Here is a 12,771-nt window from a genome sequence, read left to right as displayed (position 1 = left end):
CGGATCCGCCTTTCGTTCGCGACTGCGGGGCTCCGCTGCGCTGCACTCCTCGCGCTCACCGAGCCGGCCTCAGGGTCTCGGCGGCGGCGATCGCGGCGAGCACCGCGGCGGCCTTGTTCCGGGTCTCCTGGTCCTCGGCGGCGGGATCGGAGTCGGCCACCACCCCGGCCCCGGCCTGCACGTAGGCCCGGCCCTCACGGATCAGGGCGGTACGGATGGCGATGGCCATGTCCAGGTCACCGCCGAAGCCGAAGTAGCCGACCGTACCGCCGTAGAGGCCCCGGCGCACCGGCTCCAGCTCCTCGATGATCTCCATGGCTCGCACCTTCGGCGCCCCGGAGAGGGTGCCGGCGGGGAAGGTGGCGGCGAGCGCGTCGAATGCGGTCCGGTCGTCGCGCAGCTCCCCCACCACGGTGGAGACGATGTGCATGACGTGGCTGTACCGCTCGATGGTGGCGAACTCCGGCACCTCGACAGTGCCCGGGCGGCACACCCGCCCCAGGTCGTTGCGGCCCAGGTCGACCAGCATGACGTGCTCGGCCCGCTCCTTCGGGTCGGCGAGCAGCTCGGCGGCGAGCCGGGCGTCCGCCCGCGGGGAGTCGCCCCGCGGGCGGGTGCCGGCGATCGGGTGCAGCAGCGCCCGCCGCCGGCCGTCCGCGCCGACGCTCACCTTCAGGTGCGCCTCCGGCGAGGAGCCGACGATGTCGAAGCCGTCGAAGCGCAGCAGGTACATGTACGGGCTGGGGTTGGTGGTGCGCAGCACCCGGTAGACGTCGAGCGGGTCGGCGTGGGTGTCCCGCTCGAACCGCTGGCTGAGCACGATCTGGAAGCACTCGCCGGCCCGGATCGCCTCCTTGGCCGCCGCCACCGCCTTCGGGTAGCCGCCCTCGGGCGTACGGCTGACCACGTCGCCGGCCGGGGGCCGGGCGACCGCCGAGATCATGGGCGGGATCGGTCGGGACAGCGCCGTGGTCATCGCGTCCAGCCGCCCCACCGCGTGGTGGTACGCCGCCGCGACCAGCTCCGGCCGGCCGGGCGCGTCCAGCGGCGGCAGGACCGCGTTGGCGACCAGGATCGCCGAGCCCTCGTAGTGGTCGAGCACCACCAGATCGGTGGCGAGCATCAGGCCCAGCTCGGGCAGGTCGAGGTCGTCCTCGGTCAGCTCGGGCAGCCGCTCGAAGCGGCGGATCAGGTCGTAGCCGAGGTAGCCGACCATGCCCCCGGTGAGCGGCGGCATGCCGCTGGCCGGGTCCCAGGCCGGGCCGGCCAGGGCGGCGACGGTCTCCCGGAGCACCGCCACCGGGTCGCCGGTGGCCGGCACGCCGGCGGGCGGCTCGCCGACCCAGACCGCCGCGCCGTCCCGTTCGGTGAGGGTGGCGCCGCTGCGCACGCCGACGAACGAGTAGCGGGACCAGGCCGTCCCGGCCGAGCCGACGCCCTGCTCGGCGGACTCCAGCAGGAACGTGCCCGGGCCGCCGGCGAGCTTGCGGTAGACGCCGACCGGCGTCTCCGCGTCGGCCAACAGCCGCCGGGTGACCGGCACGACCCGCCAGCGGGCCGCCAGGTCGACGAAGGTGGCCAGGTCCGGGCTGACCGTGCCGTCCGTCATGACGTCACCTCCGGGTGGCTGACCGGCAGCTCGGTGAAGAAGCAGGTCCGGTGCCCGGTGTGGCAGGCCGGGCCGACCTGGTCGACGCTGACCAGCAGGGCGTCCCCGTCGCAGTCCAGCGCCACGGAACGGACGAACTGGTGGTGGCCGGAGGTGGCGCCCTTGACCCAGTATTCCTGGCGGCTGCGCGACCAGTAGGTGGCCCGGCCGGTGGTCAGGGTGCGGTGCAGCGCTTCGTCGTCCATCCAGGCGACCATCAGCACCTCGCCCGAGTCGTGCTGGCGCACCACCGCGGCCACCAGGCCGTCGGGGGTACGGCGCAGCCGGGCCGCGATGTCCGGGTCGAGCTGGGACGGGCGGGCCGGGCCGGGCGGCACGGCGCCGCCGGAGTTGGCGGGGGCGCCGGTCACCGGCGCGTCAGAGGCGGGCACGGTGAGCCATTCTCCCGCACGCGGGGCGGGCACCGAAGACGTGTCCCGGGAGGTGGCCACGGGACGGTCGAGCGCGCGGGTCAGTTGCGCCAGGTAGCGGTCCAGCCGGCCGTCGACCAGGGCGTCCGCCAGGTCGGTGCCGGCCACCGCGGCGATCTCCTCGGCGTACGGGTGGACGAGGGGGACGATCCCGGTGACCAGCCGGCCCGCGGCGGCGGCGACCTCGCCGGTGGTGCCGGGGCGCAGCCCGAGGCAGCGCAGCATGTCGTCGCGGTAGCCGGGCGGGGCGACCGCAAGGTCCAGCGCGGCGGCGAGGGCGTCCCGGCGGAAGGCCACCCGGACCGAGGGGTTCACCAGCCGCAGCACGGACGGGCAGAGCCGGGCCAGGTCGGCGGCGGCGAGCCGGACCCCCACCGGGTCGCCGGCCCACCGGGCACCGGCGATCTTGCCCAGGCTGGCGATGATCTCCTCCAGCCGGGGCTCGTCGGCGGGCTGGCAGAGCACCGGCAGGTCGATCCGGCGCCGCCACTCCGGGACGGCCCAGATCAGCCGGGCGGGTGCGGTGACCGGCAGCCCGAACGCCCAGTCGGCCGGTTTGCCGAGCCGGCGCACCCAGGAGCGGACGTCCCGGGCGGCCACCGAGACGTGCACCAGGCGTCCCGCGAACTCGACCAGGTACGCCCGCCACGCGGCGTACGAGGCGGCGGGCCGGGACGCGGCGACGGGCGGGTCCGTCGTGCCGGGAGCCGGGTCACCCGGCCGCTCCTCCTCGGTGACCAGCACGTCGACGTCGACGTCACTGTGCTCGGTAGCGGCCCGCCGCGCGTGGCTGCCACGCAGCATGATGCCGACCACGGGACGGTCGGCGCCCTGCCGCAGCCGGGCGGCCCACTCGTCGAGGAAGCCGCTGTCGGGCAGCGGAGCGGGACCCACCGCGACATGGTGCCCGAGTCCGATCTTCGGTGCAATGACCGTTGACGGACCCCGTGTCCGTTGAGAAGCCTGGTGCCCGACTCGGCATCGACCGTTGCGTTTCCACACCCAATTCACTTAGCGTTGAGTTCAACGGCTGATGACTTTCGGAGGCGGCCATGGACGATGCGGTCGTGGTCCGTGACCTGGTGGTCGACCGGGGCCGGCGGCGGGTGCTCCAGAGCATCTCGTGCGCGGTGCCCCGCGGCGCGGTCACCGGGCTGCTCGGGCCGAGCGGCAGCGGCAAGACCACCCTGATGCGCGCGATCGTCGGGGTGCAGACGATCGGCTCGGGCACGGTGACGGTGCTCGGCCGGCCGGCCGGGACGGCGTGGCTGCGGCACCGGGTCGGCTACCTGACCCAGGCGCCCAGCGTCTACGCCGACCTGACCGTCCGGGAGAACGCGCGCTACTTCGCCGTACTCCAGGGACGCGGCCGGGCCGAGGCGGACCGCGCGGTGGCCGACGTCGGGCTGGCCGAGGCCGCCGACCAACTGGTCGGCACCCTCTCCGGCGGGCAGCGCAGCCGGGCGTCGCTGGCGTGCGCCCTGGTCGGTGACCCGGAGCTGGTCATCCTCGACGAGCCGACCGTCGGCCAGGATCCGGTGCTGCGGGCCGACCTGTGGGCCCGGTTCCACGCCCTGGCCGCCACCGGGACCACCCTGCTGGTGTCCAGCCACGTGATGGACGAGGCGGCCCGCTGCGACCGGCTGCTGCTCATCCGGGACGGCCGGCTCATCGCCGACGACACCCCGGACGCAGTCCGCGCCACCACCGGCGCGGACGACCTGGAGGAGGCGTTCCTCCGGCTGATCCGGGCGAACGAGGCGGGCCGGGCGCCCGCCGGAGGGGAACGGTCGTGAGCCTCCGCATCCTGGCCGCCACCACCGGGCGGATCCTGCGCCAGCTCCGGCACGACCGGCGGACCGTCGCGCTGCTCGTCGTGGTGCCCACCGTGCTGCTGACGCTGGTCTACTACATGTACGCCGACCAGCCGACCCCGCCGGGCCAGCCGAGCGTCTTCGACCGGGTCGCGCTGATCATGCTGGGCTTCTTCCCGTTCATCATCATGTTCCTGGTGACCAGCATCGCCATGCTGCGCGAGCGCACCACCGGCACGCTGGAGCGGCTGCTCACCACCCCGCTGGGCAAGCTCGACCTGCTCTTCGGCTACGGCATCGCGTTCGGGCTGGCCGGCGTGGCGCAGTCGACCATCGCCTCGCTGGTGGCGTACCGGGTGTTCGGGCTGGACACCGCCGGCAGTCTCTGGCTGGTCGTCATGATCGCCGGGATCAACGCGGTGCTCGCCGTGGCGCTCGGGCTGTTCTGCTCCGCCTTCGCCCGCACCGAGTTCCAGGCCGTGCAGTTCATGCCGGTGGTGGTGGCGCCCCAGCTGCTGCTCTGCGGGCTGTTCGTGCCGCGGGGGCAGATGGCCGGCTGGCTGCAGGCCGTCAGCGACGCGCTGCCCCTGTCGTACGCGGTCGAGGCGCTCCAGGAGGTCGGCGCGCACGCCGAGCCGACCGCGACGATGTGGCGGGACGTGGCGATCGTGGCCGGGGCGGCGGTGACGGCCCTGGTGCTCGCCGCCGCGACGCTGCGTCGCCGCAGCGGTTGACGGCCCGGCGCACCGGCCGGCGCCCCGGCAGGCCGGACACCCGGGCGGCCATCCTCGCGGCAGCCCGGGTGGCGTTCGCCGAGCGCGGCTTCGACGCCGCCTCGATCCGGGCGATCGCCACCGCCGCAGGGGTGGACCCGGCGCTGGTGCACCACTACTTCGGCTCCAAGGAGGAGCTGTTCCGGGCCACCGTGGCGATCCCGATCGACCCGGCCGAGCTGCTGCCGGCCGTGCTCGCCGCCGGCCCGGACGAAGCGGGCGAGCGGCTGGTCCGCACCTTCCTGTCGGTCTGGGACTCTCCGGCCGGCGGAGCGGCGGTGGCCTTGCTCCGCTCGGCGGTCAGTAACGAGTGGACGGCCCGGCTGGTGCGCGAGTTCCTGATCACCCAGGTGCTGCGCCGGATCCTCGAGCACCTCGACCTCGACCCGGCCGAGCTGCCGCTACGCGGCGCGCTGGTCGGCAGTCAGCTGATCGGCCTGGCCATGATGCGGTACGTCATCCGGCTCGAACCGGTCGCCTCCGCCGCCCCGGAAACCCTGGTCGCCGCGCTAGCCCCCACCATCCAGCGCTACCTCACCGGCCCCCTGACCGCTGCCCCACCCCCGAAGGGTTGATCAAGGAGTTTGCGTCGGGATCGGACCGTCCTGAGACGCAAACTCCTTTATCAACGGGGCCACGGCGCACGGGTCAGCGGGTCTGCTCCAGCCAGGAGGCATAGAGGAGGGCGTAGACCGAGTCGGGATCCTGCACCAGTTCGTCGTGGGGACCGCGCTGGACGATTCGGCCCCGGTCCACCACGATCACCTCGTCGGCGGCCTGGGCGGTGGAAAGCCGGTGGGCGATGGCCAGCGTGGTCCGGCCCCGGGTGACCGCGTCGAGGGTGCGCTGCAGGCGTACCTCGGTGGCCGGGTCGACGGCGCTGGTCGCCTCGTCGAGCACCAGCAGGTCGGGGTCGGCCACGTACGCCCGGGCCAGCGCGACGAGCTGCCGCTCCCCGACGCTGAGCGCCTCACCCCGCTCGCCGACCGGGGTGTCCAGGCCGGCCGGCAGCCCGTCCAGCCAGTCCGCCAGACCCAGCTCGGTGAAGGCGGCGGTGAGCTGCGCGTCGGTCAGCTCCGGGCGGCCGAAGCGGACGTTCTCCCCGACGGTGGCGTCGAAAAGGAAGCCGTCCTGCGGCACCATCACCACCCGGGAGCGCAGCGAATCGAACCGCACCTGGCGCAGCGGCACACCGGAGAGCAGCACCTCGCCTTCGGTGGGATCCATCAGCCGGGTGAGCAGCTTGGCGAAGGTGGTCTTGCCGCTGCCGGTCTCGCCGACCACGGCCACCCGACTCTTCGCCGGAATGTCCAGGGTCACGCCGTGCAGCACCGGCGGCCCACCCGGGTAGGCGAAGGTGACCCGCGCGAAGCGGATGTCCAGCGGGCCGGCCGGCAGCTCCTTCCCCCGCTCGCCCGGGTCGGCCACGTCCGGCGTGGCGTCCAGCACGTCGAGCACCCGACGCCAGCCGGCGATCGCGTTCTGCGCCTCGTTGAGCACCTCGGTGGCGATCTGCACCGGCTGGATGAACAGGGTCACCAGGAACAGGAACGCGGTGAGCTGGCCGATGGACAGGGTCCGGTCGACGCCGAGGCTGACCCCGACGACCACCACGCCGGCCAGGGCCAGGCCGGCCGCCAGTTCCCCCACCGAGCTGCCCACGATGCTGATCCGGATTGCCTTCTGCTGGGCCCGCCGCTGCCCCTCGATCGCGTCGTCCAGCCGCCGGGCGGTGCGCCCGGCGATCCCGTACGCCCGGATCACCGGGGCGCCCACCACGCTCTCGCCGATGGTGCCGAGCAGGGCGCCCGTCCGCTGCCGGACCAGGCCGTACGCGCCGCCGAGGCGGCGCTGCAACACCCGGATCACCAGCACCGCTGGCGTGAAGGCGCCGACCACCACCAGGGTCAGCTGCCAGGAGTACGCCAGCATGACGGCCGTGGTCACGACGAGCTGGCCCAGGTTGACGAGCAGAATCACGCCGCCCCACTGGAGGAACTGGGTGATCTGGTCGACGTCGCTGGTGACCCGGGAGACCAGCGAACCGCGCCGCTCCGACTGCTGGTGCAGCATCGACAGGTCGTGCACGTGCCGGAAGGCCCGGGTGCGCACCCCGGCGAGAGCGGTCTCGCTGACCGTGAAGAGCCGGCGCATCATCAGGTAGCCGCAGGCGGTGGTGACCACCAGCACGGCGGCGGTGGCGATGACGGTCAGCGAGACCACGTCCACATCGAGCCCGCCCACGATGCCGTGGTCGATGCCGCGCTGCACGGCCACCGGCACGGCGACCCGGCCGACCATGTAGACCAGCGCCAGCCCGAGCGTGCCGGCCAGCCCGGTCTTCAGCTCGGGGGAGAGGGCCAGGCCACGCCGCAGCGTCCGCCAGGTCGACTCGGTCGCCTCCGTCGTCACCGTCGTCACCGGTCAACCTCGACTTCCAGGCCGGAGGTCAGCGCGGGACTGACCTCGTCGTACGGGTGGGGCTGCTCGCGTTCCTGTTCGGCCTGCTCGTACGCGGTGACCAGGTCGGTGTAGCCGGGCACGGTGGTGAGCAGTTCCGCATGGGTCCCCCGGGCCACGACCCGTCCCTGCTCGACGTAGATCACCTCGTCGGCGAGCGCGATGGTGGCCCGCCGGTACGCGACAACCAGGATCGACGCCGGCGCTCCGCCGGCGGCCGGGGCACGCAGCCCGGCCAGGATGGCCGCCTCCACCCGCGGGTCGACGGCGCTGGTGGCATCGTCGAGCACCAGCAGCCGGGGGCGGCCGGCGAGCGCCCGGGCCAGGGTGAGCCGCTGCCGCTGGCCGCCGGAGAGCGAGGTGCCCCGCTCGCCGACCATGGTGTCCAGCGCGTCGGGCAGCGCGGCGACGAAGCCGTCCGCCTCCGCCAGCCGCAGCGCCGCCCACGCCTCCTCGTCGCCGATCCCGGGCCGGTCCAGGGTGATGTTGGCCCGGACGGTGTCGTCGAAGACGAACGGCACCTGGGCCACCAGGGCCACGTTCGCGGCGAGCGAGGCGGCGGTCAACTCGCGGACGTCGACGCCGTCCAGGGTGACCGTGCCGGCGTGCGGGTCGACCAGTCGGACGGCGAGCGAGGCGATGGTGGACTTGCCGGCGCCGGTCGGCCCGACCAGTGCGACCGTCTTCCCGGCCGGCACGGTGAAGGTGACCTCGCCGAGCACCTCGGTGCCGGGCAGGTGCGCCTCGGCCGGCTCGTAACCGAAGTGGACGTCGTGGAAGGCGAGGGTGGCCGGCGTCGGCGCGGCCGGGTCGAGGGTCAGCTCCCCGTACGGCATCTCGCCGGTGGCGTCGAGGACGTGGCGTACCCGGTCCCAGCCGGCGACGCTGCGCGGCACCTCGGCCAGCACCCAGCCGATGGCGCGGACCGGGAAGGCCAGCACGGTGAACAGGAACGCCACGCTGATCAGTTCGGTCACGCCGATCGCGCCCTGCCGGAGCCGGATCGCGCCGACCACCAGCACGGCGAGGGTGCCGAGGCTGGGCAGGGTCTCCAGCATCGGGTCGAAGACGCCGCGCAGCCGGCCGACGGCGATCAGGGCGTCGCGCAGCTGCCCGGCGCGGGCGGCGAACCGGGCGGTCTCCTGCGCCTCGCGGCCCATCGTCTTGACCACCAGCGCGCCGTCGAAGCTCTCGTGGGCAATGCCGCTGACCTCGGCGCGCAGCCGCTGGGCGCGGGCCTGGCGGGGGGCCATCCGGCGGGAGTAGACCACGTTGAGCGCGAACAGCGACGGGAAGACGGCGAGGCCGACCAGGGCGAGGGCCCAGTCGGTGAGGAAGAGGGTGACCACCGCGCCGACGAGCATCACCAGGGTGCCGACGGCGAACGGCAGCGGCGCGATCGGGTACCAGGCGGCTTCCACGTCGGAGTTGGCGTTGGAGAGCAGGGTGCCGGTGGCGTTGCGGTGATGCCAGGACAGCGGCAGGTCGAGGTAGCGGCGGGTGACCCGGCGGCGATAGTCGGCCTGCAGCGCGTACTGCATGTAGCCGGCGCCGAGCCGGCGGCCGAAGATGCCGACCACCCGCAGCACGCTGATCCCGAACAGGGCGGCCGCGGCGAGCGCGAGCGTGCCGCCGGCCACCGAGCCGCGGGCGATGGCCGGCAGGGCCACCTCGCCGATCACCACTCCGACCGCCCTCGCGCTGGCGATCACCATGAGGCCGAAGAGCACGCTGCCGGTCACCGCGATCGCGAAGATCCGCGGTTGTTCCCGGATGGCCTGGCCGAGCACCCGCAGCCCTCTGCCGAGGACGTCCCGACTTGTCTTGCTCGCCACGCTGCTCCCCCGCCGTAAGCCACCGTTTTCTCCCACATCCTTACTCCTCCGGGCCAGTTCCGCCGAACCGGAGGGGACATGCCCGGCGACGGCCCACGCCGGCGGGCCACCGCGGGCCTACGATCGGGCCCATGCCGCGGTACGCCCGATCGGAGCGCGAGGCGCTCGCCGATCTGCTGCTGGACCTGGGTCCGGACGCTCCGACGATCAACGAGGGTTGGAACACCCGCGACCTCGCGGCGCACCTGGTGGTGCGGGAACGCCGGCCGGACGCCGCCGGCGGCATCCTGCTTCCGTCGCTGCGCGGGTACGGCGAGGCGGTTCGCCGGCGGGTGGCCGCCGGCCCGTACGCCGACCTGGTGGCCCGGGTCCGCCGTCCGCCGGCGTGGAGCCCGGTGAGCAACCCGCTCACCGACGAGCTGACCAACACCATGGAGTTCTTCATCCACCACGAGGACGTACGCCGGGCGCAGCCGGGTTGGCGGCCTCGGGACCTGCCGGCGGGGTTCGCGGCGGTGCTGTGGAAGCGGGCGGCGATGCTGGCCCGGCTGGCGTTGCGCCGCTTCCCGGCGGACCTGCTGATCCAGGCGCCCGGTCACGGCGAGCGCGCCGCCGGCCGGGGTGGCGAACGGCTTCGGGTGGTGGGCAACCCCGGCGAGTTGGTGCTCTTCCTGTCCGGTCGGCAGCGGGTGGCACGGGTGCAGGTGGACGGCCCGGCAGCGCCGGCGGACCGGTTGCGGGCGGCCCGCCTGGGCCTCTGAGCTGGGGCGCGGAAACGGCCACGGCGAAAATGAAAATTGCACCGCCCGAATGATCACTGCCAATTCCCGCTGTCGTAGGCTCCTGTCCCGTCGGTGCACTGCTGAGTGGCTGCACAGGGGGAGGCAGGGATGCGCAGCTTCGCGATCTCGGCACTGCGCGAACCGCCCTTCCCGGTGAGCCGGCACGACGGGGTCGAGCTGGTCGCTGCCGCGAGCGCCGGATGGGTACGCGAGCTGGGCTTGATCGACACCTCGGCGGGGCTGGGCCGGCTGGCCGCCGCCAACCCGGCGGACCTGGCCGGCCGGGCCTGCCCGGAGGCGCCGGTGGAGGGGCTGCGCCTGCTCACCGACCTGATCTGCTGGCTGTTCGTGATGGACGACGCCTGCGACGAGGACGGCCTCGCCGCCAGCCCGACCCGACTCGCGCCGACCCTGGCGGAACTGCTGGCGGTGCTCGACCGGCACGGCGACCCGACCGTCCCGGCGCCGACCGGTGTGGGGCCGCTCGGCGTCGCGCTGGACGACCTGTGTCGGCGGGCCCGCGCCCGGCAGCGGCCGGCCCTGTTGCTGCGCCTGCTGAGCGACCTGCGGGAATATCTGCTGGCGCTGCTCTGGGAGGCGGCGAACCGGGAGCACCGCCGGGTGCCCGGGGTGGCCGAGTACGTGCAGATGCGCCGGCACACCGGCGGCACCCGGCCCAGTTTCACCCTCACCGACCTGGCGTACGACGGACTGCCCGAGGTGGGCCCGCGGACTGATCCGGCGCTGGCCGCCCTGGATGCCCTCGCCTCCGACCTGGTCTGCTGGTGCAACGACGTGTTCTCCTACGACAAGGAGCGCGCCGACACGTCGGACGTGCACAACCTGGTCGCCACGATCCTCGACGAGACCGGGCAGGACGAGACGGCCGCGCTGCGCGCGGCGGCCACCCGGTTCAACGAGGGCCTGGCCGAGTACGCGCGGCGGGAGGCGGCGCTGGCCAGCGGGGCGGATGAGGCGGTCCGGGCCTTCCTCACCACGCGGCGGAACTGGATCCGGGCCACCTACGACTGGTCTTTGGCCGCCTCCCGATACGCCTGACGCGGGCCGCCCGCACTAGCCGCTGCCCGGGAACAGGCCATACTCTTCGGTAACCGCAGGCCGACGTGACCCCCATCACGTCCCTCCCATCCCTGAAGGCGGCTACCGCGATGGCTCTCGATGTACCGTACCGTTCCATTCCCGACATGTTCCTCAAGCGCGTGGCGGCGACCCCGGACCGGCCCGCGTTCGGCCATCCCGCCCCGGACGACTCCGGGCCGGTCTGGCTGAGCTGGGAGCAGGTCGGGCAGCGCGCCAAGGCGGTCGCGGCCGGCCTGCACGGGCTCGGCGTCGGCCTGGAGGACCCGGTGGCGATCCTGGCAAACACCCGGCTCGACTGGGTGATCGCCGACTTCGGCATCATGTGCGCGGGCGGCGCCACCACCACCGTCTACCCGACCACCGAGCCGGACGACGCGACCTACATCATCGCCGACTCCGGGTCGAGGGTGCTATTCGCCGAGGACCCGGCCCAGGCAGCGAAGATCGTCGGCGCGGAGCTGCCGGCGCTGACCCACGTGGTGCTCTTCGACGGCGAACCGGACCCGGCCGCGGCCGTCCCGCAACTCACCCTGGCCGACCTGGAGGAGCGGGGCACCCGGGCCCTGGCCAACGAGCCGAACCTCGTCGACATGCTGGTCGCCGGCATCGGCCCGGACCACCTGGCCACCCTGATCTACACCTCGGGCACCACCGGCCAGCCCAAGGGCGTCGAACTGCTGCACGGCGGCTGGTGCTGGGAGGGGGTGGCGCAGGAGGAGGTGAAGCTGCTCCGCGACGACGACCTCCAGTACCTCTGGCTGCCGCTGTCCCACTCGTTCGGCAAGACGCTGCTCTGCGGCGCCACCCACGTCGGCCTGCCCACCTACGTCGACGGTCGGGTGGAGAAGCTGGTCGAGCTGCTCGCCGTGGTCCGGCCGACGCTGATGTGCGGCGCGCCCCGGGTCTTCGAGAAGGTCTACAACAAGGCGGTCACCACGGCCCAGGACGCCGGCGGCGCGAAGGCGAAGATCTTCGCCTGGGGCGTCGCGGTGGGCAAGGAGAAGGTCGCCCTGGAACAGGCCGGCAGGCCGCTTCCGACCGGGCTGAAGCTGCGGTACGCGCTGGCCGAGAAGCTGGTGTTCAGCAAGCTCCAGGCCCGGCTCGGCGGCCGGATCCGGGTGCTGGTCTCCGGCGCGGCGCCGCTCAGCCAGGAGATCGCCACCTTCTTCGCCGCCGCCAACCTGCCCATCTCCGAGGGGTACGGCCTCACCGAGAGCAGCGCGGGCAACTTCGTCAACCCGCCGGACGGGCTGCGCATCGGCACCGTGGGTCGGGCGATGGGCGACCTCGAGTGCCGGATCGACACCGACGGCGAGATCCTGGTCCGCGGCCGGCCCGTGATGCGCGGCTACCACAACCTGCCCGAGGAGACCGCCGCCGCGTTCACCGACGACGGCTTCTTCCGCACCGGGGACATCGGCAGCCTCGACGACGACGGCTACCTGCGGATCACCGACCGGAAGAAGGACCTGGTCAAGACCTCGGGCGGGAAGTACATCGCCCCGTCGCACATCGAGGGCATGTTCAAGGCGATCTGCCCGTACACCTCGCAGGCGATGGTCATCGGGCAGGCCCGCAACTACTGCACCATGCTGGTCACCCTCGACCCGGACGCGATCCGGGACTGGGCGGCCGGCGGCCCCCTCGACGGCCGCGACTACGCCGACATCGTCACCTCGCCTGAGGCGCAGGCGATGGTCGAGGGCCACCTGGCGGAGCTCAACGCCAAGCTCAACCGCTGGGAGACGGTCAAGAAGGTGACCGTCCTCCCCCGCGACCTCGCCATCGAGCACGGCGAGATCACCCCGTCGATGAAGATCAAGCGTCGGAGCGTGGAGAGCAACTTCGCCGCCGAGATCGAGAAGATGTACGCGGGCAGCCTCGCCGAGCTGTAGCTTCGACAACTCCAGCTCGGCTGGCGGCCATA

General features: G+C 73.5%; 10 protein-coding genes and 1 pseudogene. 6 read left to right on the top strand and 5 right to left on the bottom strand.

Annotation, left to right across the window (positions count from 1 at the left end):
• Positions 1–55 precede the first annotated feature (55 nt).
• The 3 genes and pseudogenes from AB0C02_RS12130 to AB0C02_RS12120 all read right to left on the bottom strand — a co-directional run.
• Positions 56–1,609 carry an anthranilate synthase component I gene (locus AB0C02_RS12130; protein WP_357545707.1) on the bottom strand — a complete coding sequence of 518 codons (1,554 nt, stop codon included), beginning with the start codon at positions 1,607–1,609 and terminating at the stop codon, positions 56–58.
• On the bottom strand, positions 1,606–2,019 hold the full coding sequence (hisI, locus tag AB0C02_RS12125; RefSeq protein WP_357546307.1) for a phosphoribosyl-AMP cyclohydrolase: 414 nt from the start codon (positions 2,017–2,019) through the stop codon (positions 1,606–1,608). The genes AB0C02_RS12130 and hisI overlap by 4 nt, the downstream gene beginning before the upstream one ends.
• Positions 2,020–2,220: 201 nt before the next feature.
• Positions 2,221–2,883: pseudogene (locus AB0C02_RS12120) on the bottom strand (phosphoribosyl-AMP cyclohydrolase); the annotation flags it as partial.
• Positions 2,884–3,131: 248 nt separating this feature from the next.
• On the opposite strand from AB0C02_RS12120, the gene AB0C02_RS12115 reads away from it, so the two are divergent.
• Genes AB0C02_RS12115 through AB0C02_RS12105 form a run of 3 tightly spaced genes read left to right on the top strand, consistent with a single transcriptional unit; the run spans position 3,132 to position 5,241 of the window.
• Positions 3,132–3,875 carry an ABC transporter ATP-binding protein gene (locus tag AB0C02_RS12115; protein WP_357545700.1) on the top strand — a complete coding sequence of 248 codons (744 nt, stop codon included), beginning with the start codon at positions 3,132–3,134 and terminating at the stop codon, positions 3,873–3,875.
• Positions 3,872–4,627, top strand: a complete 756-nt coding sequence (locus AB0C02_RS12110) for an ABC transporter permease (protein ID WP_357545690.1) — start codon at positions 3,872–3,874, stop codon at positions 4,625–4,627. Before AB0C02_RS12115 ends, AB0C02_RS12110 begins: the two co-directional genes overlap by 4 nt.
• Positions 4,624–5,241 (top strand): TetR family transcriptional regulator, encoded by a 618-nt coding sequence (locus AB0C02_RS12105; RefSeq protein WP_357545680.1) that lies wholly within the window; start codon positions 4,624–4,626, stop codon positions 5,239–5,241. The genes AB0C02_RS12110 and AB0C02_RS12105 overlap by 4 nt, the downstream gene beginning before the upstream one ends.
• Positions 5,242–5,314: 73 nt before the next feature.
• On the opposite strand, the gene AB0C02_RS12100 is transcribed toward AB0C02_RS12105, so the two are convergent.
• Positions 5,315–7,087, bottom strand: coding sequence for an ABC transporter ATP-binding protein (locus tag AB0C02_RS12100; protein WP_357545673.1), 1,773 nt, complete (start codon positions 7,085–7,087; stop codon positions 5,315–5,317).
• Entirely contained in the window at positions 7,084–8,961 is a 1,878-nt protein-coding gene (locus AB0C02_RS12095; protein WP_357545665.1) for an ABC transporter ATP-binding protein, read from the bottom strand. Before AB0C02_RS12095 ends, AB0C02_RS12100 begins: the two co-directional genes overlap by 4 nt.
• A gap of 131 nt (positions 8,962–9,092) precedes the next feature.
• Here AB0C02_RS12095 and AB0C02_RS12090 point away from each other — a divergent pair, with 131 nt between their 5' ends.
• The 3 genes from AB0C02_RS12090 (at position 9,093) to AB0C02_RS12080 (ending at position 12,739) form a co-directional block, all read left to right on the top strand.
• Positions 9,093–9,722, top strand: coding sequence for a TIGR03085 family metal-binding protein (locus AB0C02_RS12090; RefSeq protein WP_357545658.1), 630 nt, complete (start codon positions 9,093–9,095; stop codon positions 9,720–9,722).
• Between the two features lie 129 nt (positions 9,723–9,851).
• Positions 9,852–10,802, top strand: coding sequence for a terpene synthase (locus AB0C02_RS12085; RefSeq protein WP_357545652.1), 951 nt, complete (start codon positions 9,852–9,854; stop codon positions 10,800–10,802).
• A 110-nt stretch (positions 10,803–10,912) separates the two neighbouring features.
• Entirely contained in the window at positions 10,913–12,739 is a 1,827-nt protein-coding gene (locus tag AB0C02_RS12080; protein WP_357545647.1) for a long-chain fatty acid--CoA ligase, read from the top strand.
• The last annotated feature ends 32 nt before the right edge of the window (positions 12,740–12,771 follow it).

Source organism: Micromonospora sp. NPDC048999 (genome assembly GCF_040649295.1).
Taxonomy (GTDB): Bacteria; Actinomycetota; Actinomycetes; order Mycobacteriales; family Micromonosporaceae; genus Micromonospora.
Note: the sequence above shows the minus strand (reverse complement) of the source record. Positions and strands in the feature narration are given on the sequence as shown.

What these genes read in the sequence shown, in the direction of transcription:
- AB0C02_RS12130 (WP_357545707.1), bottom strand. Translation starts at nt 1,609, where the DNA reads ATGACGGACGGCACGGTCAGCCCGGACCTGGCCACCTTCGTCGACCTG.
- AB0C02_RS12115 (WP_357545700.1), top strand. Translation starts at nt 3,132, where the DNA reads ATGGACGATGCGGTCGTGGTCCGTGACCTGGTGGTCGACCGGGGCCGG.
- AB0C02_RS12090 (WP_357545658.1), top strand. Translation starts at nt 9,093, where the DNA reads ATGCCGCGGTACGCCCGATCGGAGCGCGAGGCGCTCGCCGATCTGCTG.
- AB0C02_RS12085 (WP_357545652.1), top strand. Translation starts at nt 9,852, where the DNA reads ATGCGCAGCTTCGCGATCTCGGCACTGCGCGAACCGCCCTTCCCGGTG.
- AB0C02_RS12080 (WP_357545647.1), top strand. Translation starts at nt 10,913, where the DNA reads ATGGCTCTCGATGTACCGTACCGTTCCATTCCCGACATGTTCCTCAAG.